This window comes from Streptomyces sp. NPDC048415, from assembly GCF_040651675.1.
GTDB lineage: Bacteria > Actinomycetota > Actinomycetes > Streptomycetales > Streptomycetaceae > Streptomyces.
Genome location: NZ_JBEZKJ010000025.1, coordinates 19,012 through 43,411, shown reverse-complemented (window position 1 = coordinate 43,411; position 24,400 = coordinate 19,012). Strand labels below are relative to the sequence as shown.

The 24,400-nt window shown below is 69.2% G+C and carries 19 protein-coding genes; 12 read left to right on the top strand and 7 right to left on the bottom strand.

Annotated features, from left to right (window positions below):
* The first annotated feature begins 5 nt into the window (after positions 1 to 5).
* The 4 genes from AB0D27_RS18780 to AB0D27_RS18765 all read left to right on the top strand — a co-directional run bounded on the left by AB0D27_RS18780 (position 6) and on the right by AB0D27_RS18765 (position 3,054).
* The gene (locus tag AB0D27_RS18780; RefSeq protein ID WP_362509522.1) at positions 6 to 725 is read left to right on the top strand and encodes a YggS family pyridoxal phosphate-dependent enzyme; all 720 of its coding nucleotides are present in this window, start codon (positions 6 to 8) and stop codon (positions 723 to 725) included.
* Positions 726 to 854: 129 nt separating this feature from the next.
* Positions 855 to 1,496, top strand: a complete 642-nt coding sequence (gene sepF, locus AB0D27_RS18775) for a cell division protein SepF (RefSeq protein ID WP_362509519.1) — start codon at positions 855 to 857, stop codon at positions 1,494 to 1,496.
* Between the two features lie 51 nt (positions 1,497 to 1,547).
* Positions 1,548 to 1,838, top strand: a complete 291-nt coding sequence (locus AB0D27_RS18770; protein WP_362031296.1) for a YggT family protein — start codon at positions 1,548 to 1,550, stop codon at positions 1,836 to 1,838.
* 46 nt (positions 1,839 to 1,884) lie between these two features.
* Positions 1,885 to 3,054 carry a DivIVA domain-containing protein gene (locus tag AB0D27_RS18765; protein WP_362509514.1) on the top strand — a complete coding sequence of 390 codons (1,170 nt, stop codon included), beginning with the start codon at positions 1,885 to 1,887 and terminating at the stop codon, positions 3,052 to 3,054.
* A 184-nt stretch (positions 3,055 to 3,238) separates the two neighbouring features.
* On the opposite strand, the gene ileS is transcribed toward AB0D27_RS18765, so the two are convergent.
* Positions 3,239 to 6,391, bottom strand: a complete 3,153-nt coding sequence (gene ileS, locus AB0D27_RS18760) for an isoleucine--tRNA ligase (protein WP_362509511.1) — start codon at positions 6,389 to 6,391, stop codon at positions 3,239 to 3,241.
* Positions 6,392 to 6,973: 582 nt separating this feature from the next.
* Between ileS and AB0D27_RS18755 the strand changes: the two genes are divergently transcribed.
* From AB0D27_RS18755 to AB0D27_RS18735, 5 genes are all read left to right on the top strand, one after another.
* Complete coding sequence (locus tag AB0D27_RS18755) at positions 6,974 to 8,131, top strand: TraR/DksA family transcriptional regulator (RefSeq protein ID WP_362509508.1); 1,158 nt, start codon at positions 6,974 to 6,976, stop codon at positions 8,129 to 8,131.
* 92 nt (positions 8,132 to 8,223) lie between these two features.
* Positions 8,224 to 8,883, top strand: coding sequence for a signal peptidase II (gene lspA, locus AB0D27_RS18750; protein ID WP_362509505.1), 660 nt, complete (start codon positions 8,224 to 8,226; stop codon positions 8,881 to 8,883).
* A gap of 76 nt (positions 8,884 to 8,959) precedes the next feature.
* Positions 8,960 to 9,904, top strand: coding sequence for an RluA family pseudouridine synthase (locus AB0D27_RS18745; protein ID WP_362509502.1), 945 nt, complete (start codon positions 8,960 to 8,962; stop codon positions 9,902 to 9,904).
* Positions 9,901 to 10,368 carry a GNAT family N-acetyltransferase gene (locus AB0D27_RS18740; protein WP_362509499.1) on the top strand — a complete coding sequence of 156 codons (468 nt, stop codon included), beginning with the start codon at positions 9,901 to 9,903 and terminating at the stop codon, positions 10,366 to 10,368. Before AB0D27_RS18745 ends, AB0D27_RS18740 begins: the two co-directional genes overlap by 4 nt.
* A gap of 77 nt (positions 10,369 to 10,445) precedes the next feature.
* Positions 10,446 to 12,032 carry a Na+/H+ antiporter gene (locus tag AB0D27_RS18735; protein ID WP_362509496.1) on the top strand — a complete coding sequence of 529 codons (1,587 nt, stop codon included), beginning with the start codon at positions 10,446 to 10,448 and terminating at the stop codon, positions 12,030 to 12,032.
* A 147-nt stretch (positions 12,033 to 12,179) separates the two neighbouring features.
* Here the strand turns inward: AB0D27_RS18735 and AB0D27_RS18730 are convergent, their stop codons facing one another.
* Positions 12,180 to 13,331 carry a mechanosensitive ion channel domain-containing protein gene (locus tag AB0D27_RS18730; protein ID WP_362509493.1) on the bottom strand — a complete coding sequence of 384 codons (1,152 nt, stop codon included), beginning with the start codon at positions 13,329 to 13,331 and terminating at the stop codon, positions 12,180 to 12,182.
* Positions 13,332 to 13,439: 108 nt separating this feature from the next.
* Between AB0D27_RS18730 and AB0D27_RS18725 the strand changes: the two genes are divergently transcribed.
* Positions 13,440 to 14,009 (top strand): dienelactone hydrolase family protein, encoded by a 570-nt coding sequence (locus AB0D27_RS18725; RefSeq protein WP_362509491.1) that lies wholly within the window; start codon positions 13,440 to 13,442, stop codon positions 14,007 to 14,009.
* Positions 14,010 to 14,020: 11 nt separating this feature from the next.
* Here the strand turns inward: AB0D27_RS18725 and AB0D27_RS18720 are convergent, their stop codons facing one another.
* From AB0D27_RS18720 to AB0D27_RS18705, 4 genes are all read right to left on the bottom strand, one after another.
* Complete coding sequence (locus AB0D27_RS18720; protein ID WP_362509488.1) at positions 14,021 to 15,691, bottom strand: alkaline phosphatase D family protein; 1,671 nt, start codon at positions 15,689 to 15,691, stop codon at positions 14,021 to 14,023.
* A 123-nt stretch (positions 15,692 to 15,814) separates the two neighbouring features.
* On the bottom strand, positions 15,815 to 16,663 hold the full coding sequence (locus tag AB0D27_RS18715; RefSeq protein WP_362509486.1) for a DsbA family protein: 849 nt from the start codon (positions 16,661 to 16,663) through the stop codon (positions 15,815 to 15,817).
* A gap of 91 nt (positions 16,664 to 16,754) precedes the next feature.
* Positions 16,755 to 17,444 carry a hypothetical protein gene (locus AB0D27_RS18710; protein ID WP_362509483.1) on the bottom strand — a complete coding sequence of 230 codons (690 nt, stop codon included), beginning with the start codon at positions 17,442 to 17,444 and terminating at the stop codon, positions 16,755 to 16,757.
* A 68-nt stretch (positions 17,445 to 17,512) separates the two neighbouring features.
* Entirely contained in the window at positions 17,513 to 18,841 is a 1,329-nt protein-coding gene (locus AB0D27_RS18705; RefSeq protein ID WP_362509480.1) for a DUF2252 domain-containing protein, read from the bottom strand.
* Positions 18,842 to 19,075: 234 nt separating this feature from the next.
* Here AB0D27_RS18705 and dnaE point away from each other — a divergent pair, with 234 nt between their 5' ends.
* Positions 19,076 to 22,615 carry a DNA polymerase III subunit alpha gene (dnaE, locus tag AB0D27_RS18700; protein WP_362509477.1) on the top strand — a complete coding sequence of 1,180 codons (3,540 nt, stop codon included), beginning with the start codon at positions 19,076 to 19,078 and terminating at the stop codon, positions 22,613 to 22,615.
* 147 nt (positions 22,616 to 22,762) lie between these two features.
* On the opposite strand, the gene AB0D27_RS18695 is transcribed toward dnaE, so the two are convergent.
* Entirely contained in the window at positions 22,763 to 22,942 is a 180-nt protein-coding gene (locus AB0D27_RS18695; protein ID WP_362509474.1) for a hypothetical protein, read from the bottom strand.
* 223 nt (positions 22,943 to 23,165) lie between these two features.
* Between AB0D27_RS18695 and AB0D27_RS18690 the strand changes: the two genes are divergently transcribed.
* The gene (locus tag AB0D27_RS18690; RefSeq protein ID WP_362509471.1) at positions 23,166 to 24,383 is read left to right on the top strand and encodes an NYN domain-containing protein; all 1,218 of its coding nucleotides are present in this window, start codon (positions 23,166 to 23,168) and stop codon (positions 24,381 to 24,383) included.
* Positions 24,384 to 24,400 lie beyond the last annotated feature (17 nt).

Below are 24,400 nucleotides of genomic sequence, written 5' to 3'. Positions count from 1 at the left end.
GGGACATGACGGACCGTAAGGCTCAACTCGCCGGAAATCTGGCGAAAGTGGAAGAGCGCATCACGGCGGCGTGCATCGCTGCCGGACGCAAGCGCGAAGAGGTGACCCTGATCGTGGTCACCAAGACCTACCCCTCGAGTGATGTACGGATCCTGTCCGAACTCGGTGTGCGTCATGTCGCCGAGAACCGGGACCAGGACGCGGCACCCAAGGCCGCGGACTGTGCGGATCTGCCCCTCTCGTGGCACTTTGTCGGTCAGTTGCAGACCAACAAGGTGCGCTCCGTGGTCGGTTACGCGGATTTCGTGCAGTCCGTCGATCGCTCCAAGCTCGTCACCGCTCTCTCGAAGGAGGCGGTGCGGGCCGAGCGCGAAGTGGGGTGTCTCCTCCAGGTCGCCCTGGACGCCGAGGAGAGTGGCCGGGCTGAGCGAGGAGGCGTGGGGGTCGGCGGAATCGAAGAGTTGGGCGACCTCGTCGCCGCGGCACCGGGACTCCGGCTCGACGGACTGATGACCGTCGCGCCGCTCACCGGACAGTACGCGGGGCGCCAACAGGCGGCGTTCGAGCGGCTGATGGATTTGTCGACTGACCTGCGCCGGGCCCATCCGGCTGCGAACATGGTCTCGGCAGGGATGAGCTCGGACCTCGAACAGGCCGTCGCAGCCGGAGCGACACATGTACGCGTCGGTACTGCGGTACTCGGAGTCCGACCCAGGCTCGGGTAACGTCGCCAAGAAGTCGGACCACAGCAGAAAATATGGTCATTTCCGCCATAGGCGGGCATAACGACCTCGTGGATCGCGGGCACTTGGCAATTCGTCAGCCGATCCACCACAGAGCGGAGGACTCAGAGCATGGCCGGCGCGATGCGCAAGATGGCGGTCTACCTCGGCCTCGTGGAGGACGATGGGTACGACGGCAGGGGATTCGACCCCGACGACGACTTCGAGCCCGAGCTTGATCCGGAGCCCGAGCGGGACCGTCGGCGGCACGAGCCGCCGCACCAGTCACATCAGGCACATCAGTCCCAACGGGACGAATCGGTACGAGTGGTGCATCCTCCGGCGCCGCGCGATCCCGTGCCGCATTCCGCTTCGCTCGCCGCGGATTCCGGGCGTCCGGCGCGAATCGCCCCCGTGGCGTCCATCACACAAGAACGTCAGTCCCTTGAGAAGAACGCACCGGTGATCATGCTCAAGGTCGTGTCCGAACGAGAGCCTTACCGGATCACCACGCTGCACCCCCGGACCTACAACGAGGCCCGTACCATCGGGGAACACTTCCGTGAGGGCACCCCGGTGATCATGAATCTGACTGAGATGGATGACACAGATGCGAAGCGACTTGTCGACTTTGCGGCCGGTTTGGTGTTTGGTCTCCACGGCAGCATCGAGCGGGTGACGCAGAAGGTGTTCCTGTTGTCGCCTGCTAACGTCGATGTCACGGCGGAGGACAAGGCCCGCATCGCAGAGGGCGGGTTCTTCAACCAGAGCTGAGACGCAGGACCGGAATGAAGCACGGGAACAGGGGAGAGGGAAACACAGATCATGAGCGTGGTCGGGCAGGTTCTCTACATCGCGCTGATGTGTTTCCTCATCGTGCTCATCTTCCGGTTGGTCATGGACTACGTCTTCCAGTTCGCCCGCTCATGGCAACCCGGCAAGGCGATGGTGGTCGTTCTGGAGGCCACCTACACTGTCACCGATCCACCGCTCAAGCTTCTGCGGCGGTTCATTCCGCCGCTGCGTCTCGGGGGCGTGGCGCTCGACCTGTCCTTCTTCGTACTGATGATCATCGTCTACATCCTGATCACCATTGTGAGGTCGGTGTTGGTGTGAACGATACGGTCTTGCCGAATGCCGACGACAACGTTGAGGTGAAGAGATGCCGTTGACCCCCGAGGACGTGCGGAACAAGCAGTTCACGACCGTCCGCCTCCGAGAAGGCTATGACGAGGACGAGGTCGATGCCTTCCTCGACGAGGTCGAAGCCGAACTGACCCGCCTGCTCCGCGAGAACGAGGACCTGCGGGCCAAGCTGGCCGCGGCCACGCGCGCGGCCGCGCAGAATCAGCAGCAGGGCATGCGCAAGCCGCCCGAGCAGCAGGACCAGCAGCAGGGCCCGCCGCAGGGCATGCGCGGTCCCGGCTCTCCCGTGCCCGCCGGCATATCGGGCCCGCCGCAGCAGCAGATGGGTGGCCCCATGGGAGGCCCGCCCCAGCTGCCGAGCGGTGCGCCGCAGCTGCCCGCCGGGCCCAGCGGCCAGGGCGGTCCGCAGGGTCCCGGCCCGATGGGCCAGGGTCCGATGGGTCAGGGTCCGATGGGTCAGGGCCCCGGCCAGCAGATGCAGGGCCAGATGCAGCCGCAGATGCAGCAGCAGATGGGTGGCCCGATGGGCGGTCCCATGGGTGGCCCCATGGGCGGTCACGGCCCGCAGATGCCGCAGCAGGGCCCCGGTGGCGACAGCGCCGCGCGTGTCCTCTCGCTGGCCCAGCAGACCGCCGACCAGGCGATCGCCGAGGCCCGTTCCGAGGCCAACAAGATCGTCGGCGAGGCCCGTAGCCGCGCCGAGGGTCTGGAGCGCGACGCCCGTGCCAAGGCCGACGCGCTGGAGCGGGACGCGCAGGAGAAGCACCGCGTCGCGATGGGCTCCCTGGAGTCCGCTCGCGCCACGCTGGAGCGCAAGGTCGAGGATCTGCGCGGCTTCGAGCGCGAGTACCGCACGCGGCTGAAGTCCTACCTGGAGTCGCAGCTGCGTCAGCTGGAGACGCAGGCGGACGACTCGCTCGCTCCGCCGCGTACACCGGCCACGGCCTCCCTGCCGTCGCCGTCCGCGCCCTCGATGGCCCCGGCCGGCGCGAGCGCGCCGTCGTACGGGGGCAACCAGGGCATGGGCGGGGGGCCGGCTCAGGCCGGCCCCTCCTACGGCGGGCAGCAGCAGATGTCGCCGGCGATGACCCAGCCGATGGCGCCGGTGCAGCCGCAGCGGCCGTCGCCGATGCAGCAGGCTCCCTCGCCGATGCGTGGGTTCCTCATCGACGAGGACGACAACTGACGGCCTCTGGTACGCCTTAGGCGTCGGCAGCGTTCAGGGCGGGGCCCCCGGTAATCCGGGGGCCCCGCCCTTTTGCGCGGAGTCAAGCCCCTGCGGCATGTGAGGAGCGGGGTCTGGGGCAGAGCCCAGGTACGCGTTGGGTAGGGGCGGAGGGGGCGAAAAACCCCGACCGCCCCTATCGGGGTTACGCCTTGCGGAGGCGGAACGTCAGGGAGAGGGAGTCGTCCGTGAACGGGGCGCCGTAGGTGTCGTCCGCCTCGCCCTGGGCGAAGTCCGTGGCGAGGACCTCGTCGGCGATGAGGGCGGAGTGCTCGGTGAGGGCGGCGATCACTGCCGGGTCCGTGGACGTCCAGCGCAGCGCGATGCGGTCGGCCACATCGAGACCGCTGTTCTTGCGGGCTTCCTGGATCAGCCGGATCGCGTCACGGGCGAGGCCCGCCTGCCGCAGTTCCTCCGTGATCTCCAGGTCCAGCGCCACCGTCGCGCCCGAGTCCGAGGCGACCGACCAGCCCTCGCGCGGGGTCTCCGTGATGATGACCTCATCGGGGGCCAGGGTGACCGTCTCGCCGTCGACCTCCACCGACGCCGTGCCCTCGCGCAGGGCGAGGGAGAGCGCGGCGGCATCGGTCTCCGCGACGGCCTTCGCGACCGCCTGGACCCCCTTGCCGAAGCGCTTGCCCAGCGCCCGGAAGTTCGCCTTGGCCGTTGTGTCGACCAGCGAGCCGCCCACCTCGGAGAGGGAGGCGAGGGAGGAGACGTTCAGCTCTTCGGTGATCTGCGCGTGCAGCTCGCGGTCGAGGGACGCGAAGCCGGTCGCGGCGATCAGCGCGCGGGACAGCGGCTGGCGCGTCTTCACGCCCGACTCCGCGCGCGTGGCGCGGCCGAGCTCCACGAGACGGCGTACGAGGACCATCTGCTTCGACAGCTCCGGGTCGATGGCGGACAGGTCCGCCTCCGGCCAGGAGGAGAGGTGTACGGACTCGGGGGCGCCCGGCGTCACCGGCACCACCAGGTCCTGCCAGACCCGCTCGGTGAGGAACGGGGTCAGCGGGGCCATCAGCCGCGTGACCGTCTCCACGACCTCGTGCAGCGTACGCAGCGCGGCCTTGTCGCCCTGCCAGAAGCGGCGGCGCGAACGGCGGACGTACCAGTTGGACAGGTCGTCGACGAACGCGGAGAGGAGCTTTCCGGCGCGCTGGGTGTCGTACGCCTCCAGCGACTGCGTCACCTGGTCGGTGAGCGCGTGGAGCTCGGACAGGAGCCAGCGGTCGAGGACCGGGCGGTCCGAGGGGGCCGGATCGGCCCCACTGGGCGCCCAGTTGGAGGTGCGGGCGTACAGCGCCTGGAAGGCGACCGTGTTCCAGTAGGTGAGGAGGGTCTTGCGCACCACCTCCTGGATCGTGCCGTGGCCCACGCGGCGCGCAGCCCACGGAGAGCCGCCCGCCGCCATGAACCAGCGCACCGCGTCCGCGCCGTGCTGATCCATCAGCGGGATCGGCTGCAGGGTGTTGCCCAGGTGCTTGGACATCTTGCGGCCGTCCTCGGCGAGGATGTGGCCCAGACAGACCACGTTCTCGTACGACGACTTGTCGAAGACCAGGGTGCCGACGGCCATCAGCGTGTAGAACCAGCCGCGGGTCTGGTCGATGGCCTCCGAGATGAACTGCGCCGGGTAGCGGCTCTCGAAGAGCTCCTTGTTCTTGTGCGGGTAGCCCCACTGCGCGAACGGCATCGAACCCGAGTCGTACCAGGCGTCGATGACCTCCGGGACGCGCGTGGCCGTGCTCTGGCACTGGGGGCACGCGAACGTGACCTCGTCGATGTACGGGCGGTGCGGGTCCAGGTTCGACTGGTCGGTACCGGTGAGCTCGGAGAGCTCGGCGCGGGAGCCGACGACCGTGAGGTGGTCCTCCTCACAGCGCCACAGCGGCAGCGGGGTGCCCCAGTAGCGGCTGCGGGACAGCGCCCAGTCGATGTTGTTGTTCAGCCAGTCGCCGAAGCGGCCGTGCTTGACCGAGTCCGGGAACCAGTTGGTCTTCTCGTTCTCCTGGAGGAGGCGGTCCTTGACGGCCGTGGTGCGGATGTACCAGGACGGCTGCGCGTAGTAGAGGAGCGCGGTGTGGCAGCGCCAGCAGTGCGGGTAGCTGTGCTCGTACGGGACGTGCTTGAAGAGCAGCCCGCGGTCCTGGAGGTCCTCGGTGAGCTTTTCGTCCGCCTTCTTGAAGAAGACACCGCCCACGAGGGGGACGTCCTCCTCGAAGGTGCCGTTGGGGCGGACGGGGTTGACGACGGGCAGTCCGTACGCGCGGCAGACCTTGAGGTCGTCCTCACCGAAGGCGGGGGACTGGTGGACCAGACCCGTACCGTCCTCGGTCGTGACGTACTCGGCGTTCACCACGTAGTGGGTTTCCACGTCCGCGGGGAACTCGACGAGCTCGAACGGACGTTGATACGTCCAGCGCTCCATTTCGGCGCCGGTGAAGGTCTCGCCGGTGGTCTCCCAGCCCTCGCCGAGCGCCTTCTCGACGAGCGGCTCGGCGACGACGAGCTTCTCGTCACCGGATGGGCCCTTCGTCGCGACGACGTACGTGACGTCGGGGTGCGCGGCGACGGCGGTGTTGGAGACCAGCGTCCAGGGGGTCGTCGTCCACACCAGGAGCGCGGCCTGGCCGGCCAGCGGACCGGAGGTGAGCGGGAAACGGACGTACACGGACGGGTCGACGATCGTCTCGTAGCCCTGCGCCAGCTCGTGGTCCGACAGGCCGGTCTCGTCGCGCGGGCACCAGGGGGCCACGCGGTAGTCCTGGACCAGCAGGCCCTTGTTGAAGATCTCCTTGAGCGACCACCAGACGGACTCGACGTACTCGGGGTCCATGGTGCGGTAGGCGTCGTCCAGGTCGACCCAGTAGCCCATGCGCGTCGTCAGCTCGGTGAAGGCGTCGGTGTGGCGGGTCACGGACTCGCGGCACTTGGCGTTGAACTCGGCGATGCCGTACGCCTCGATGTCCTGCTTGCCGGTGAAGCCGAGCTCCTTCTCGACCGCCAGCTCCACCGGGAGGCCGTGGCAGTCCCAGCCGGCCTTGCGGGCCACGTGGTAGCCGCGCATGGTGCGGAAGCGCGGGAAGACGTCCTTGAAGACGCGCGCCTCGATGTGGTGGGCACCCGGCATGCCGTTCGCGGTGGGCGGCCCCTCGTAGAACACCCACTCGGGGCGGCCCTCGGACTGCTCGAGGCTCTTGGCGAAGATCTTCTGCTCGCGCCAGAAGTCGAGCACGGCGTGCTCGAGGGCGGGCAGGTCGACCTGGGCGGGCACCTGGCGGTACTGCGGCGGTTTCATCGGCGAGCTTCCTCCGGCGGACTTTCTGCCTTCCGTCGGAGGGACGAGAGCCGTCTTGCTACGGACGCCGTGTGCGGCGCGCTCCCGCGGTACCACCCTCCTTGGCTCTCCGGTGCGTGGTGCACACCCGTGAGCCCCCTCATTGGGGTCGCGATGCCGGGTCTACTGGCCCCTGCGGGGCGTTCTTCCGGCGGCTCCGGGGTGATCTTCGCGTCGCGCTCGCCCCCGGGCTTCCACCGTCCCCGGGTCGCTCCTGGCCGCTTACGCCGCTACTCGTCCCCATCCACGCTTTTCGCTCCGCTCAGTGTACGGCGCCGCGGGGACAGCGGCCCACCGGATTTCCGAGGCGCCCCGGTGGCCTGCGGAATGACCCGAATGGCGAGGCGCGGGCGTCCGGATCCTGGGACGTGGGGCCGGTCGGATTACCTGGCGGGGAGCTGGGCACAACGCATGCAGGCTTGTCGCGCGGGAACCGCGGGGCGGGCGAATCGTGAGCGTGCCCCGTTGCCGCGGGCCAGAAGTCGATTTATCGTCCCAGCACGATTCGCGAGCAAAATCACAATATGTGAAGGGGCCGCGGCCATGGTGGCGAAGAAGACCGCCGTACAGCAGTCGGCGTCCAGCAGATCCACGGGTCCGGCGGCCAAGGACGTGGGTGGGAAGAAGAGCGCACAGGGGGCACCGGCGACGCGCGATGCCAAGCCGGTGAAGACGGCCTCCACGACGGCCGGCAAGAAGGTGGCCACCACGAAGGCGGCGCCTGAGAAGGAGGCCATCAAGAAGGCGGCGCCTGAGAAGGAGGCCACCAAGGCGGCCACAAAGAAGGCGGCGGTCAAGAAGGCGGAGGTCAAGAAGGCGGAGGTCAAGAAGACGGCCGCTACGGGGACGGCCACCAAGAAAACGGCCGCTACGAAGGCAGCCGTCAAGAAAGCGGCGTCCAAGAAGGCAGCCGTCAAGGAGGCAGCTGTCAAGAAAACAGCCGCCAAGGAGACAGCCGCCAAGAAGGTGGTGGCCAAGGAGGCCATCGCGCAGTCGGCCGCAGCGAAGACGGCCGCGGCGACGGAGGCCGTCCCGGAGGAGACGGGATCGGCGAAGGGCGCCGGAGCGAAGGGCGGCACCACGAAGAGGACCGGTGCGAAGAGCGCGGCCAAGAAGAGCACGAGTACGGCCAAGAAGAGCACCAGTACGGCCAACACGGCGGTCGCTTCCGCGGCCCAGGGCGCGGCCGAGGCCGCGAAGACGACGGGAGCCACGACAGTGGTTGCGAAGAAGACCCCTCGCACGGCCACGGCGGCGCAGAAGCCCACCGCGGTCCCGAAGGCGCGGCTCGCCGCGGCGGAGCCCGGCGAGCTCGCGGTGCGCCCCGGTGAGGACCCCTGGACCCCGGAAGAGGTCACGGAGGCGCGCGAGGAGCTGCAGTCGGAGGCGCTGCGGCTGGGCACCGAGATCTCGTCGTCCGAGGAAGCGCTCGCGGGCCTGATGCGCGACTCCGGTGACGGCGCGGGCGACGACCAGGCGGACACCGGCACGAAGAACATCACCCGCGAGCACGAGTTGGCGCTCGCGGCCAACGCGCGCGAGATGCTCGAGCAGACCGAACTTGCCCTGGAGAAGCTCGACGCGGGCACCTACGGACTCTGCGAGAACTGCGGCAACCCCATCGGCAAGGCGCGGATGCAGGCCTTCCCGCGCGCCACCCTGTGCGTCGAGTGCAAGCAGAAGACGGAACGCCGCTACTGAACTGTGAGGGAGGGCTCCTGAGCACATGGGCCCCAGGGGGTGTGCCGTACCCTCGTCCTCAGTCAGGAACCTAGGTCGAGGGACTCACTCACGTGGCAGAGGCGGAGCGCATCATCGGTACGCCGGACATCCCAGGGGCGCCGGGGGCCGAGCCGGAGCAGTCCGGCGGGAACGCGGTGTCGGGCGACCGGTCCGGCTCCGAGGGATCGGCCCCGGCCGAGCCGTCCGGCGTGGACGAGACGCAGGCCACGGACGAGCGGCCCAAGGGCAGGCGCAGGATCGCCGTGCTCTTCACGGTCGCCACGCTGGCCTACGCCCTCGACCTCGTCAGCAAGATGCTCGTGGTCGCGAAGCTGGAGCACCACGACTCGATCAAGATCCTCGGGGACTGGCTGAAGTTCGAGGCGATCCGCAACGCGGGCGCGGCCTTCGGCTTCGGTGAGGCCTTCACGGTCATCTTCACGGTGATCGCCGCGGCCGTGATCGTGGTGATCGCCCGGCTCGCGCGCAAGCTCTACAGCCTGCCCTGGGCGATCGCTCTGGGCCTGCTGCTGGGCGGTGCGCTCGGCAACCTGACCGACCGGATCTTCCGCTCGCCCGGCATCTTCGAGGGCGCGGTCGTGGACTTCATCGCGCCCAAGCACTTCGCGGTCTTCAACCTGGCGGACTCGGCGATCGTCTGCGGCGGCATCCTGATCGTGCTGCTGTCCTTCCGCGGTCTCGACCCGGACGGGACCGTCCACAAGGACTGACCTTCGGGGCCGCTCGGGGGCACTGGCGTTCGGGCTGTGGTCCGGCGGTGTCCGACCCGTCCGGCATACTCGACGGGTGAGTACCATTCCCGAGGTCCGTAACCTGCCCGTGCCCGACGGCCTGGAGGGCGAGCGCGTCGACGCCGCCATCTCCCGCATGTTCGGCTTCTCCCGCACGAAGGCCGCCGAGCTCGCCGCGGCGGGGAAGGTCACGGTCGACGGCTCGGTGGTCGGCAAGTCCGAGCGGGTGCACGGCGGCGCCTGGCTCGAGGTCGAGATGCCGCAGGCCCCCGCGCCCGTGCGGATCGTGGCCGAACCCGTCGAGGGCATGGAGATCGTGCACGACGACGATGACGTGGTCGTGATCGTCAAGCCGGTCGGCGTGGCCGCGCATCCCAGCCCCGGCTGGTCCGGTCCGACCGTGATCGGCGGTCTCGCGGCCGCCGGGTACCGGATCTCCACCTCGGGCGCCGCCGAGCGCCAGGGCATCGTGCACCGCCTCGACGTGGGCACCTCAGGCCTGATGGTGGTAGCCAAGTCGGAGTACGCGTACACGTCGCTGAAGCGCCAGTTCAAGGAGCGCACGGTCGACAAGCGCTACCACGCGCTCGTCCAGGGCCACCCGGATCCCACCAGCGGCACCATCGACGCGCCCATCGGGCGGCACCCGAACCACGACTACAAGTGGGCGGTCACGGCCGAGGGCAAGCCCTCGGTCACGCACTACGACCTGGTCGAGGCGTTCCGTGCCGCCTCCCTGCTCGACGTCAAGCTGGAGACCGGACGCACCCACCAGATCCGCGTCCACATGTCCGCCCACCGCCACCCGTGCGTCGGCGACCTGACGTACGGCGCGGACCCGACGCTCGCCAAGCGGCTCGGCCTCACCCGGCAGTGGCTGCACGCGGTGCGGCTCGGCTTCGAGCACCCCGGGGACGGGCAGTGGGCGGAGTTCGAGAGCGACTATCCCGAGGACCTGCAGAAGGCGCTCGACAAGGTGCGTGAGGAGAGCTACGCGTGAGCGTGGCGTACGCGGTGCGGGTCGCCGAAGAGGCGGCCGACCGTGAGGCGTGCTTCGCGGTGCGCAAGGAGGTCTTCGTCGGCGAACAGGGCGTCCCCGAGGACATCGAGTACGACGTGTACGACGCCGGCGCCCTGCATGTGCTGGCCGTGCGCGAGGATGGGCTGCCCCTCGGCACCGGGCGTCTGCTGTACGGCGAGGCGGCGGCCGCGAAGACCGACGGCGACCTCTCGGTCGGCTCGCTCGGTCGGCTCGCCGTGACACGCGAGGCGCGCGGGCTCGGCGTCGGCGCCGCGCTCGTACAGGCCATCGAGGACGCGGCACGCGCGCGTGGACTGATGGCGGTGGACCTGCACGCGCAGACGCACGCGCTGGGGTTCTACGAGCGGCTCGGATATGTGGCGTACGGGACGGAGTTCCCGGACGCCGGGATACCGCACCGGGCGATGCGCAAAGCCCTGTAAGCCGGGTTTGTCGTAGGGGCATGGCACGCTTGACGTCTGGTCGTCCTTGATCGCCTAGACCCGCCGGAGCGCTGACCGTGGATCAGTTGGCCCTGCTGTTCATACTGCTGCTCGGGGCCGTGGTGAGCGTCCCGGTGGGGGACCGTCTGGGGCTGCCCGCGCCGGTGCTGATGACCCTCCTCGGGATCGTGCTGGCCGTGCTGGACTTCGTCCCGAACGTGGACATCCCGCCGGACCTGATCCTGCCCGCGCTGCTGCCGCCGCTGCTGTACGCCTCGGTACGGCGCACGTCGTGGAGACAGTTCGCCGCCAACAAACGCCCCATCTTCCTGCTCGCCGTGGCGCTGGTGTTCGTCACCACCCTGGCCGTGGCCGCCGTCGCGAGCGCGATCGTGCCCGGGCTGCCGATCGCCGCCGCCGTGGCCCTCGGCGCGCTCGTGGCGCCGCCCGACCCGGTCGCGGCGACCGCCGTCGCGGGCCGGCTCGGGCTGCCGCGCCGACTGGTGTCGATCCTGGAGGGGGAGGGGCTCTTCAACGACGTGACGGCCATCGTGATGTACCACGTCGCGATCGCCGCCGCGGTGAGCGGCTCGTTCTCGCCGTGGCGGGCCGGGCTCGACCTCGTGCTGTCGGCCGTCGTCGCGGTCGCCGTCGGTCTGGCGCTGGGGTGGGCCGCCAACAAGCTGATGTCACTGCTCGGCGACGCCACGCTGCAGATCGGCCTCACGCTGCTCGTGCCGTATGTCTCGTACGTGCTGGCCGAGGAGCTGCACGGGTCCGGTGTGCTGGCGGTGCTCACCACCGCGCTGTTCCTGGCGGAGTACGCCGCCGATGCCGACGACGTGATGACCCGGCTCGCCGGATCGACCGTCTGGGACGTGGTGGACACCCTCGTCACCGGGGTCGCGTTCGGGCTCATCGGGCTCGAACTGCACAACGCGATCAGGACGGCGTCCGGGCGGTGGGGCCAGATGCTCGGGTGGGCGGCCTCGATCGTCGCCGTCGTCGTACTCGTACGGCTGGCGTGGCTGCTGCCGGCGACCTGGCTGACGAAACGGCTGCACGCCAAGCGGGACTACGACGAGGAGATCCCGACGTCGTGGCGGGAGACCGTGGTGATGTGGTGGTCGGGGATGCGGGGGGTCGCCTCGGTGGCCCTGGCGCTGGCGATTCCGCTGAAGATGAACGACGGGTCGCCGTTCCCGGACCGGGACGAGATCGTGTTCATCGCCTTCGGGGTGATCATGGCGACGCTCGTGCTCCAGGGGCTCACCTTGCCGTGGCTGGTCAGAAGGCTCGGGGTGCGGGCCGACACCGACAGCGAGAAGGCCTTCGAGAAGAAACTGGCGATCCGCGCCGCGAAGGCCGCGAAGCGCCGGCTCCGGGAGATCGAGGAGGTCGAGGAACTGCCGGAGGAGTTGTCCGAGCAGTTGCTGCGGCGGGCCTACGACATCGGGGTGCGGATCAGTCCCGACATGGGGGACGAGGAGCGGCGCGAGGCGCACGAGCAGCGGGCCCGGCGGATCAGACGGATGCGGCGGATCCAGGGCGAGATGCTGAGCGCGGCCCGTCACGAGGTGCTGTCCGCGCGGAGCGAGTCCGGGGCGGATCCGGAGATCGTGGACCGGGTGCTGCGGCATCTGGATGTGCGCAGCCTGCGATGACGGAGCCCTGGGCCTGAGCGGGGGACTCTGCAACCGCGCACCGCCCGCTTCCGCCCTGATGGCAAGTCCGGCTCTCCCGGGTCGCCGTTCCCGCCGTCGGCGACTGCGGCGAGAACGGCGACCCGGCGCACTCACAGCTCAGCGGGTTCAGCCCCGGCCCGGCCCCGTCCGGGGCGGCTCGTAGGCCCGGCGCCGATCGGGACGTACCGCCGCGCCGTCCCCCTCGCCGTGACCGGCACGCGGCACCCGTCCGTTGCCGTGGCCCGGTGCCAGCACCGCATCCGCCGTGTTGACGCGGGGCAGGGCGTAGGGGTGCTGTTCGGTCAGCCAGCGGATCAGCTGCTCACGGACCGTCACCCGCACCGTCCAGATGTCGTCCGCGTCCTTCGCGGTGACCAGGGCGCGCACCTGCATGGTGTTGGGCGTCGAGTCCGTGACGGCCAGGCCGTAGTCGCGGCCGTCCCAGGCCGGGCACTCGCGCACGATGTCGCGGAGTTTCTCCCGCATCGCCTCCACGGGCGCGGAGTGGTCGACGTGCAGGAAGACGATGCCGGTCATCTGGGCGCTGCCGCGCGACCAGTTCTCGAAGGACTTCGAAGTGAAGTACGAGACCGGCATGGTGATCCGGCGCTCGTCCCACGTCCGTACCGTCAGGAACGTCAGCGTGATCTCCTCGACCGTGCCCCACTCGCCGTCCACGACGACCGTGTCGCCGAGGCGCACCATGTCGCCGAAGGCGATCTGCAGCCCGGCGAAGAGGTTCGCGAGCGTGGACTGGGCGGCCACACCGGCCACGATGCCGAGGATGCCCGCCGAGGCCAGCAGCGAGGCACCGGCCGCGCGCATCGCCGGGAAGGTGAGCAGCATCGCGGCGACCGCCATCACGCCGACGATCGCGGAGACCACCCGCTGGATCAGCGTCACCTGCGTGCGCACCCGGCGGACCCGCGCCGGATTGTGGTGGGCGGCCGCGTAGCGCGTGTACGAGGCTTCGACGATCGCCGTCGCGATGCGTATCACCAGCCACGCCGCGGAGCCGATGAGGATCAGGGTCAGCGTCCGGCCGATACCGACCCGGTGCTCCAACAGCAGCTTCGCCTCGTCGTAGGAGCCTCTGAGCAGGGCGGCGAACAGCACGAGGTGGAAGGGGATCCGGCCGCGACGGAGCAGCCCCCACAGGGGAGTGTCGTGGTCGCGGTCGTCGGCTCGTCGCAGCACCCGGTCCACGGCCCACCCTACGAGTAGCGTGAGCACGACCGAGCCACCTACGACGACCAGCGGGCGCAGTACGTTCTCCATCCTGTGACCGTAACCGGCTTCGCGCGGGCATGAACATGTGTTCTCGGGGCCCGAAGTGGGTACGGCCTCCGCCGGGCGCTGTCAGTCCCGGCTGGCACCATGGGGCTCATGAACATCATGCTCTTTCACTCGACCTACGGGTTGCGGCCCGCGGTGCGCGCGGCGGCGGACCGGCTGCGTGCCGCGGGACACGAGGTGTGGACCCCCGACCTCTTCGAGGGGCGCACCTTCGAGACCGTTGAGGACGGCATGGCGTTCAACGACGAGATCGGCAAGGACGAGCTGCTCAGGCGAGCTGTCCTGGCGGCCGCGCCCTACTCGGAGCGAGGCCTGGTGTACGCGGGGTTCTCACTCGGCGCCTCCATCGCGCAGACCCTCGCCCTGGGTGATGCGAAGGCCCGCGGGCTGCTGCTCCTGCACGGCACGTCGGACATCGCTCAGAGCGCGTCGGTGGACGAGCTGCCGGTCCAGCTGCATGTCGCCGAGCCGGACCAGTTCGAGACGGACGACTGGCTGAGCTCCTGGTATCTCCAGATGCGGAGAACGGGTGCCGATGTGGAGATCTACCGGTACGCGGGCGCCGGCCATCTCTACACCGACCCCGACCTGCCCGACTACGACGCCGAGGCGGCCGAGGCCACCTGGAAGGTGGCGCTCGGCTTCCTCGACAGCCTGTAGCCGACCGGGCATCACACCGGGTCGTACGTCCGCTCCACCTTCTGGGTGCCGCTGCGCGTGCGGTACGAGCGCACCCACGAAGCGGTCGCGTTCGGGTCCGTGCGGTGGGAGAGCACGTAGTAGTCCATCTGCGCGCGGTCGCCGGTGATGTCCAGGACGCCGTAGCCGTGGCGGTCGGTGTCGACCCAGTGGACGTGCCGGTTGGCCGTGCGGATGATCGGCGCGGCCACGGCCGAGACGGTGCCCTCCGGGGCCTTGACGATGTCGTCGAGGTTGTCGGAGGTGACCGATGTGACGACGAACTCCGTGGCGGCGGAGGCCGACAGCGGATATGTACCGGCGTCGACGGGCACGTCGTTGGCCCAGGCCATGTGGATGTCGCCGGTCAGGAAGACGGTGTTGCGGATCGCGTTGGAGCGCAGATGCGCGAGCAGTTCGCGGCGGTCGTCGGTGTAGCCGTCCCACTGGTCGGTGTTCAGGGCGATGCCCTCCTGCGGCAGTCCGAGCAGCTTGGCGAGCGGCTTGAGCAGGTCGGCGGGGAGCGAGCCGACCGAGAACGGCGAGATCATCACCGAGTTGCCGACCAGCCGCCAGGTGGTGTCCGAGGCCTTGAGCCCGGTCTTCAGCCAGTCGAGCTGGGCCCGGCCGGTGATCGTACGGTCCGGGTCGTCCACCGAACCGCTGGCCGTGGACGCCTGCTGCGAGCGGAAGGACCTGAGGTCGAGCAGGGAGAGGTCGGCGAGCTTGCCGAAGCGGAGCCGGCGATAGGTGGTGCCCGCGATCGCCGGGCGGACCGGCATCCACTCGAAGTAGGCCTGCTTGGCGGCGGCTTGGCGGGCCGACCAGGTGCCTTCGGCGCCCTCGGTGTGGTTGACCGCGCCGCCCGACCAGGCGTTGTCGGCGAACTCGTGGTCGTCCCAGATCGCGACGACCGGAGCTGCGTGGTGCAGCTTCTGAAGGTCGGGGTCGGTCTTGTAACGGCCGTGCCGGGTGCGGTAGTCGGCGAGGGTGAGGATCTCGTTCGCGGGGGCATGCGGCCGTACGACCGTGCCGCGCGCCGCGTACTCGCCGGACTTGTACTCGTAGATGTAGTCACCCAGGTGCAGCCAGGCGTCCAGGTCGCCGCGCGCGGCCAGGTGGCGGTACGGCGAGAAGTAGCCCGCCTCCCAGTTGGCGCAGGACACCACGCCGAAGCGCAGCCCGGCCACGGAGGCGTCGGCGGCCGGGGCGGTGCGGGTGCGGGCGACGGGGGAGTCGGTGCCGCCGGCGGAGAAGCGGAACCAGTAGTCGGTGGCCGGTTCCAGACCGCGGATGTCCGCCTTGACGGTGTGGTCGGAGGCGGCCGTCGCGGTGGTGGACCCCTTGGCGACGATCGTGGTGAACGCCTTGTCCTGGGCGACGATCCAGCTCACCTCGGTGTCCGGGCCGATCCCGGAGCCGGGTATCGCCTCGGAGGTGGGCGTCACCCGGGTCCACAGCAGAATGCCTTCCGGCAGTGGATCGCCGGAGGCGACACCGTGGAGGAAGGCCGGTGCTTCGGTGGAGGCGCGGGCGGGCAAAGCGGCCGCGAGCGGGGCGGCGAGTACGGCGGAGGCGGCCGCGGCCTTGACGACCGTACGGCGGCGCGGAGCACGGGAGTTGACGGCGGCTGAGGAGTCGGATGATCTGAAGCGACTGGTCACGAGCGATCAGGTTACCGACCAGTACAAGCCAAGAGCGGGCGAACTCGGAAAGTTCGCCCGCTCTTCGAGAGCTGGTCGCCCAACACGCGCCTCAGGGCGGGCCATTGAGCCCGCGCCGGTGGCTCAGGCCTTGAGGGCCGCGTCGATCGCCGTGGTGAACTCGGCGACCGTCATGGGCGCGGTCTGGCCGTCGGAGCCGGTGAGCTTCTTGCCGTTCATCACCAGGCTCGGCGTGCCGTTGACGCCGTCCTTGTTGGTGTTGAACGTCTCGGACATCGCCAGCGCCCAGGCGTCGTACGTGCCGTTCTTCACGGCGCTTTGGAACTTCGTGTTGTTCTTCAGCGCGCCGACCGTGTCCGCCACCTTGATCAGGTAGTCGTCGCTCTTGAACTTGTCGTTCGTCTCGTCGGGGTGGTACTTCGCCGAGTAGAGCGCGGTCTTGTACTCCAGGAAGGCCTCCGGGCTCACGTTCAGCGCGGCGCCCAGGGCGCTCATCGCGTTCTTCGAGCCCTCGCCGCGGGAGCCGATCTGGATCTTGCCGCTCTTGTCGGAGTCGCCGTCGAGGAACGTGCCGCCGATGTACTGGATCTTGAACTTGCCGGCGTCGAGGTCCTTCGTGACCGTCGAACCGACAGTCTGCTCGAACTGGGCGCAGACCGGGCAGCGTGGGTCCTCATACAGCTTCAGGGTCTTCTTCGCGGTGCTCTCGCCGAACACGACGGTCGTGCCGTTCGTGCCCGTCGTGTTGGCCGGCGCGACGACCTTGTCGCTCTTGACGGACTCCCAGTGGGTGGGCTTGTTGTTCTGCACGACGGCGTAACCGATGCCGCCGGCTATCGCGAGGACGGCGACGAGTGAACCGGCGACGATGGCCTGCCGCTTGACCTTGTCGCGCTTGGCCTGGCGCTCGCGCTCGAGGCGCAGCTTCTCACGGGCCGCCGACTTCGAAGCCTGGCTGTTCCGCTTGCTCATAGTGGTGATCTCCATGTGGGACGCGCACATGTCGTACGCGGAATACGTAGGGGGGACTGCTGGTGCTCAACCGCACAGGGCCGCCGAGGGCTCAGGCGAACACGGCCGAGCAGGGCGGTCCACGTCGTCCCAGGGAGTGCACGAACAGGCGCGTACGGGCGGCGGCGGTGCGGCGGGCGGTGCGCGGTAGCCGGCGGACCGGAGCGAGCCGCACGGTCACCGCGGCGACCGCGATCAGCAGCGGCCGGAAGGTCGAGGCGGCCACCGCCCGCAGCAACTGCTCCAGGGCCCGCTCGCCGCGGCGCAGCCAGGCGGCCGCGAGCAGACCGACGGTGAGGTGCGCGCCCAGCAGCAGCCAGGCGGCGCGCGGGTCGGCGTGCGCGAGCAGGGCCGCCGCACGGTCGGGGCCGGTACCGGTCACCCGGGCGAGCGGGGCGCCGACGCTGCCTCCGCCGCACAGCACGTCGAAGCCGACCGAGCGCAGCGGGCCCGCGACCGGGCCGCCCACCCTGCCGTAACAGACGTGCTGGCCCGTGGTGAACACGGTGTCGGCGGCCAGCTCCAGCGGGATCAGCAGGGCCGCGATCCGTCCGAAGCCGCGTGCGCGGCGGCCCGCGAGGGCGTAGGCGATGACGAAGACGGTGGCCGCGATCACGGCCACCGTGGTCAGGGGCAGTGGCACCCGGGACAGCAGTACGTGCGACGCGGTGGAGAGCGTCACGACGACTGCCGTGAACAGAGCCGCGCGAAGGGCTCTGAGCTGGGTCCCGGATATGTCCATAGCGCTGGAGAGTGTGCCACGTACTCCTGTAAGGGACCCCTAAAGGGTCCCTGTGAGTTGTGTGATGCCTACAGACCCGGAATCCGACCGTTACGGAAGAGGTCCACGAAGATCTGGTGGTCGGCACGCGCGCGTGCGCCGTAGCTGTGCGCGAAGTCCACCAGGAGGCCGGCGAAGCCGTCCTCGTCGGCCGCGATCGCCGCGTCGATGGCCCGCTCCGTGGAGAACGGCACCAGCTCCGAGTGGCCGCTCTCGTCGTCCGCCGCCGCGTGCATCGTGGCCGTGGCCCGGCCGAGGTCCGCGACGACCGAGGCGATCTCCTCGGGGTCGTCGATGTCGCCCCAGTCCAGGTCCACCGCGTACGGCGACACCTCGGCGACCAGCTGGCCCGCGCCGTCCAGCTCGGTCCAGCCCAGCCACGGGTCGGCGTGCGCCTGCAGGGCGCGCTGCGAGATCACCGTGCGGTGGCCCTCGTGCTGGAAGTACTCACGGATCGAGGAGTCCGTGATGTGCCGGGAGACGGCCGGGGTCTGGGCCTGCTTGATGTAGATCACCACATCGTTCTCCAGGGCGTCGCTGTTGCCCTCCAGAAGGATGTTGTACGACGGGAGGCCGGCCGAGCCGATACCGATGCCGCGGCGGCCCACGACGTCCTTCACGCGGTAGGAGTCCGGGCGGGCCAGGGACGACTCCGGGAGCGTCTCCAGATAGCCGTCGAACGCCGCGAGCACCTTGTAGCGGGTGGCCGCGTCCAGCTCGATGGAGCCGCCGCCGGGCGCGAAACGGCGCTCGAAGTCGCGGATCTCGGTCATCGAGTCGAGCAGCCCGAAGCGGGTGAGTGAGCGGGCGTCGCGCAGCGCGTCCAGGAGCGGGCCCTCGGCGGTGTCCAGCGTGAAGGGTGGCACCTCGTCGCTCTTGGCGCCGGTGGCGAGGGCGTGGACGCGCTCGCGGTACGCGCCCGCGTACACCTTGACCAGCTCGGTGATCTGCTCGTCGCTGAGCGCCTTCGCGTACCCGATGAGCGCCACGGAAGCGGCGAAGCGCTTGAGGTCCCAGGTGAAGGGGCCGACGTACGCCTCGTCGAAATCGTTCACATTGAAGATCAGGCGGCCCTGGGCGTCCATGTACGTACCGAAGTTCTCGGCGTGCAGGTCGCCGTGGATCCACACGCGCGCGGTGCGGTCGTCGAGGTACGGTCCGCCCCGCTTGTCGGCGTCCAGGTCGTGGTAGAAGAGGCCCGCCGTGCCCCGGTAGAACGCGAAGGCGGAGGCCGCCATCTTGCGGAACTTCACGCGGAACGCGGCCGGGTCGGCGGCCAGGAGCTCGCCGAAGGCGGTGTCGAAGACGGCGAGGATCTGCTCGCCGCGTTGCTCGGCGCTGAGCTGCGGGACCGACATCGCTGGGTGCCTCCTGGTGCAGGTGGTGCGTGACATGACGGGACGGACGCGCCGCCCCCGGGACGGATGGTCCGTCCACTTCCAACGGACGAAGGTACGCGGGAGTGCCCGGGTACCTCGCATGAAGGTACGGCTGATCGCCCGCGGAGTGTCAGTCCCGCGTCATAGACTTCGACGCTGTCCCCCAGACTGTCCGCAGCCTGTCGCCCATCGTTCTTCTTGGAGGCCGAACCCGTGTCGAAGCCGCCGTTCACGCACCTGCACGTCCACACCCAGTACTCGCTGCTGGACGGTGCCGCGCGGCTCAAGGACATGTTCAATGCCTGCAATGAGATGGGCATGACCCACATCGCCATGAGCGACCACGGCAACCTCCACGGGGCGTACGACTTCTTCCACACGGCGACGAAGGCGGGCGTCACACCGATCATCGGCATCGAGGCGTACGTCGCCCCCGAGTCCCGGCGCAACAAGCGCAAGGTCCAGTGGGGCCAGCCGCACCAGAAGCGCGACGACGTGTCCGGTTCGGGTGGTTACACGCACAAGACGATCTGGGCGGCGAACCGGACGGGCCTGCACAACCTCTTCCGGCTCTCCTCGGACGCGTACGCCGAGGGCTGGCTGCAGAAGTGGCCGCGCATGGACAAGGAGACGATCTCCCAGTGGTCGGAGGGGCTCATCGCCTCCACCGGCTGCCCTTCCGGTGAGCTCCAGACCCGCCTTCGCCTCGGCCAGTTCGACGAGGCCCTGAAGTCGGCCGCCGAGTACCAGGACATCTTCGGCAAGGACCGCTACTTCCTGGAGCTGATGGACCACGGCATCGAGATCGAGCGCCGGGTCCGTGACGGCCTCCTGGAGATCGGCAAGAAGCTCGGCATCCCGCCCCTGGTGACGAACGACTCGCACTACACGTACGCGCACGAGGCGACCGCCCACGACGCCCTGCTCTGCATCCAGACCGGCAAGAACCTCTCCGACCCGGACCGCTTCCGCTTCGACGGCACCGGCTACTACCTGAAGTCCACGGACGAGATGTACGCCATCGACTCCTCGGACGCCTGGCAGGAAGGCTGCGCCAACACCCTCCTGGTGGCCGAGCAAGTCGACACCACCGGCATGTTCGAGGCGAAGAACCTCATGCCGAAGTTCGACATCCCGGAGGGCTACACCGAGGTCACCTGGTTCCAGGAGGAGGTCCGACGCGGCATGGAGCGCCGCTTCCCGGGCGGCATCCCGGACGACCGCCAGAAGCAGGCGGAGTACGAGATGGACGTCATCATCCAGATGGGGTTCCCGGGGTACTTCCTCGTGGTCGCCGACTTCATCATGTGGGCCAAGAAGCAGGGCATCGCGGTCGGCCCGGGCCGTGGCTCCGCGGCCGGCTCGATCGTCGCGTACGCCATGGGCATCACCGACCTCGACCCGATCCCGCACGGTCTGATCTTCGAGCGCTTCCTCAACCCCGAGCGCGTCTCCATGCCCGACGTCGACATCGACTTCGACGAGCGCAGGCGCGTCGAAGTGATCAGGTATGTGACGGAGAAGTACGGCGCCGACAAGGTCGCCATGATCGGCACATACGGCAAGATCAAGGCGAAGAACGCCATCAAGGACTCCGCGCGCGTGCTGGGCTACCCGTACGCGATGGGCGACCGCCTCACCAAGGCCATGCCCGCCGACGTCCTCGGCAAGGGCATCGACCTCAGCGGCATCACCGACTCCTCGCACCCTCGCTACAGCGAGGCCGGCGAGATCCGGGCGATGTACGAGAACGAGCCGGACGTGAAGAAGGTCATCGACACCGCCAAGGGCGTCGAGGGCCTGGTCCGGCAGATGGGCGTGCACGCCGCCGGCGTCATCATGTCCAGCGAGCCCATCGTCGACCACGCCCCGGTCTGGGTGCGGCACACCGACGGCGTGACCATCACGCAGTGGGACTACCCGCAGTGCGAGTCGCTCGGCCTGCTGAAGATGGACTTCCTCGGCCTGCGCAACCTGACGATCATGGACGACGCCGTCAAGATGGTGAAGTCCAACAAGGGCATCGACCTCGACCTGCTGGCCCTCCCGCTCGACGATCCGACGACCTTCGAACTGCTCCAGCGTGGCGAGACCCTCGGCGTGTTCCAGTTCGACGGCGGCCCCATGCGCTCGCTGCTGCGCCTGATGAAGCCCGACAACTTCGAAGACATCTCCGCCGTCTCGGCGCTCTACCGTCCCGGCCCGATGGGCATGGACTCGCACACGAACTACGCGCTCCGCAAGAACGGCCTGCAGGAGATCACGCCGATCCACAAGGAGCTGGAGGAGCCCCTCCAGGAGGTCCTGGCCGTCACCTACGGCCTGATCGTGTACCAGGAGCAGGTGCAGAAGGCCGCGCAGATCATCGCCGGGTACTCGCTCGGCGAGGCCGACATCCTGCGCCGCGTGATGGGCAAGAAGAAGCCCGACGAACTGGCGAAGAACTTCAGCATCTTCCAGGCCGGTGCCCGCAAGAACGGCTACAGCGACGAGGCGATCCAGGCCCTGTGGGACGTGCTGGTCCCGTTCGCCGGCTACGCCTTCAACAAGGCGCACTCCGCCGCGTACGGACTGGTCTCCTACTGGACCGCCTACCTGAAGGCGAACTACCCGGCCGAGTACATGGCCGGACTGCTCACCTCGGTCAAGGACGACAAGGACAAGTCCGCGATCTATCTGAACGAGTGCCGGCGCATGGGCATCAAGGTGCTGCCGCCGAACGTCAACGAGTCGGAGCAGAACTTCGCCGCGCAGGGCGACGATGTGATCCTCTTCGGCCTCTCGGCCGTCCGCAACGTCGGGACGAACGTCGTCGAGTCGATCATCAAGAGCCGTAAGGCCAAGGGCAAGTACGCCTCCTTCCCGGACTATCTCGACAAGGTGGAGGCCGTCGCCTGCAACAAGCGCACCACGGAGTCGCTGATCAAGGCGGGCGCCTTCGACACGATGGGGCACACCCGCAAGGGCCTCACCGCGCAGTTCGAGCCGATGATCGACAACGTGGTGCAGGTCAAGCGCAAGGAGGCCGAGGGCCAGTTCGATCTCTTCGGCGGGATGGGCGACGACAGCGCGGACGAGCCGGGCTTCGGCCTCGACGTGGAGTTCACGACCGACGAGTGGGACAAGGCCTATCTGCTCGCCCAGGAGCGGGAGATGCTCGGTCTGTACGTCTCCGACCACCCGCTCTTCGGCCTGGAGCACGTGCTCTCCGACAAGGCGGACGCCGGCATCTCCCAGCTCACCGGAGGTGAGCACGCGGACGGCGCGGTCGTCACCATCGGCGGCATCATCTCGGGCCTCCAGCGCAAGATGACCAAGCAGGGCAACGCGTGGGCGATCGCCACCGTGGAGGACCTCGCGGGCTCCATCGAGTGCATGTTCTTCCCGGCGACGTACCAGCTCGTCTCGACCCAACTCGTCGAGGATGCGGTCGTGTTCGTCAAGGGCCGCCTCGACAAGCGCGAGGACGTGCCGCGGCTGGTCGCGATGGAGCTCCAGGTCCCGGACCTGTCGAACGCGGGCACCAACGCGCCCGTGATCCTCACCATCCCGGCCACGAGGGTCACCCCGCCCATGGTCAGCCGCCTCGGCGAGATCCTCAGCCACCACAAGGGCGAGAGCGAGGTGCGCATCAAGCTCCAGGGTCCGCGCAAGACCACGGTGCTGCGGCTCGACCGGCACCGTGTGAAGCCGGACCCGGCGCTCTTCGGCGACCTCAAGGTGCTGCTCGGCCCGTCCTGCCTCGCAGGCTGACGCACGCCGACCAGATGCACGCGAGGGGCGCATCCGCATCCGGATGCGCCCCTCGGTGTGTGCCTGGGCTTCAACAGCCCTGTCAGGCCTCAACAGCTCTATCGGGGCTTAACTGCCCTGTCGAGCTCAACTGCCCGCGCGGGGGCCTCAGTTGTGGCCGAAGCGCTTCTGCTGTTTACGGGCAATGTCCGCGGGGCTGCCCTGGGCATGCGACAGCGGCGACTGCTGCGCCTCCGTGGAAGACCTCTGCGCGTGCTCCTGAGCCTGCTCGGCCTGGGAGCCGCGTTCCTGCGGGCTGCCCTGCTTGCGGTTCTTGTTCTTGGCCATGGTGACTGCCTCCTGAGGGGGATCTAGGGGCCAGGGCCGCGACCAGATTCACATACGCTGACAAGTGGCGCATTTCAGAGAATTACCGTGCGTAATAAGCCCTGTCGGAGAGTTATCTTTCGGTACGCCACGCCGAAGATCGAGTTCCGGCCGTTAACCTCCGCACGGTCGGGCAGACTCGAAGCAAGCCCGAAGCAAACCTCCCGGAAAGAGGGTGGATCGCGTGGACCGCTGCATCGTCCTGGTGGACGCCGGGTATCTGCTCGGGGCTGCCGCCAGTCTCCTCGCCGGGGAACCTTCGCGATCCCGGATCACCGTCGACCACGCCGCCCTCATCCAGGGCCTGCGCGAGCGCGCCGAGTCCGACACGGAGCGGCCCCTGCTGCGTATCTACTGGTTCGACGGCGCCCCCGACCGCGTACCGCAGCCGGAGCACCGCAGGCTGCGCGTGATGCCTCGTGTGACGGTGCGGCTGGGCGCGCTGACCCGAAGCGACGGGCGGTGGGCCCAGAAGGGCGTCGACGCCGCCATGCACGCCGAGCTGACCGAGCTGGCCCGCAACCGCGCCTGCTCCGACGTGGTCCTGGTGACCGGCGACGGGGACCTGCTGCCGGGCATGATGGCCGCCAAGGAGCACGGTGTCGCCGTACACCTGTGGGCCGTGCAGGCCGCGGACGGCGACTACAACCAGTCCGAGGACCTGGTGGCCGAGGCCGACGAGCGGCGCGTGCTCGACCGGATCTGGATCACCAAGGCCGTACGCGCCAAGGAACTCGGCGGGATCTGCGCGCCGCCGCCGGTGCCGCGCCCCGAGATCGCCGCGATCCTCTCCGCCCCGCTGCCCGAGTCGGCACTCGCGTCGGCGGCCGAGCGGCCCGCGCCGGAGCCGGAACACCACTCGGCGGCCGACTCGCAAAACGGCACGCAGGAGCGGGTGCCTGCGCCCAAGGGCGTCCCCACGCCCAAGGACCTGGCCGCGCTGCGCGGCCCCGGCACACAGGCCGCGCAGCACCCCGCGAGCGCCACGCTGCGCTGGTCCTCCGACAAGGGCTGGATCGACCGGCCAGGAGGCGCCACCGAGTCCGCGGAGGCCGCCTCCTTGCCGACGCTCGCCCAGCTCACCTCCGCCGAGCAGCGATGGGCGGACCGCGAGGAGGACATCACCACGGTCGGCGGCGATCCGTACGAGGTGGGGCAGGTCTTCGCGCGCCGCTGGATGGAGCGCCTCACCGACCAGAGCCATCTGCAGAAGCTGTCCACGATGTACCCGCGGGTCCCGCACCGGGTGGACGGCGAGCTGCTGCGTTACGCGGCCCGCTTCGGCCTCCTCGCGCACAAGGACGACCAGATCGACGAGCATGACCGGTACGCGATCCGGGCGGGCTTCTGGCGCGAGATCGACGTGCGTACGGCGGCGGAACACGCCCCCGTGGCGGAGTGAGCGACGGCCCCGGGCGC

Bases quoted from the DNA above. Each gene is read 5' to 3' on its own strand.
- AB0D27_RS18765 (WP_362509514.1), top strand. From the start codon at position 1,885: ATGCCGTTGACCCCCGAGGACGTGCGGAACAAGCAGTTCACGACCGTC.
- AB0D27_RS18770 (WP_362031296.1), top strand. From the start codon at position 1,548: ATGAGCGTGGTCGGGCAGGTTCTCTACATCGCGCTGATGTGTTTCCTC.
- AB0D27_RS18710 (WP_362509483.1), bottom strand. From the start codon at position 17,444: ATGGACATATCCGGGACCCAGCTCAGAGCCCTTCGCGCGGCTCTGTTC.
- AB0D27_RS18695 (WP_362509474.1), bottom strand. From the start codon at position 22,942: ATGGCCAAGAACAAGAACCGCAAGCAGGGCAGCCCGCAGGAACGCGGC.
- AB0D27_RS18755 (WP_362509508.1), top strand. From the start codon at position 6,974: ATGGTGGCGAAGAAGACCGCCGTACAGCAGTCGGCGTCCAGCAGATCC.
- AB0D27_RS18725 (WP_362509491.1), top strand. From the start codon at position 13,440: ATGAACATCATGCTCTTTCACTCGACCTACGGGTTGCGGCCCGCGGTG.
- AB0D27_RS18705 (WP_362509480.1), bottom strand. From the start codon at position 18,841: ATGTCGGTCCCGCAGCTCAGCGCCGAGCAACGCGGCGAGCAGATCCTC.
- AB0D27_RS18715 (WP_362509486.1), bottom strand. From the start codon at position 16,663: ATGAGCAAGCGGAACAGCCAGGCTTCGAAGTCGGCGGCCCGTGAGAAG.
- ileS (WP_362509511.1), bottom strand. From the start codon at position 6,391: ATGAAACCGCCGCAGTACCGCCAGGTGCCCGCCCAGGTCGACCTGCCC.
- AB0D27_RS18780 (WP_362509522.1), top strand. From the start codon at position 6: ATGACGGACCGTAAGGCTCAACTCGCCGGAAATCTGGCGAAAGTGGAA.
- AB0D27_RS18730 (WP_362509493.1), bottom strand. From the start codon at position 13,331: ATGGAGAACGTACTGCGCCCGCTGGTCGTCGTAGGTGGCTCGGTCGTG.
- sepF (WP_362509519.1), top strand. From the start codon at position 855: ATGGCCGGCGCGATGCGCAAGATGGCGGTCTACCTCGGCCTCGTGGAG.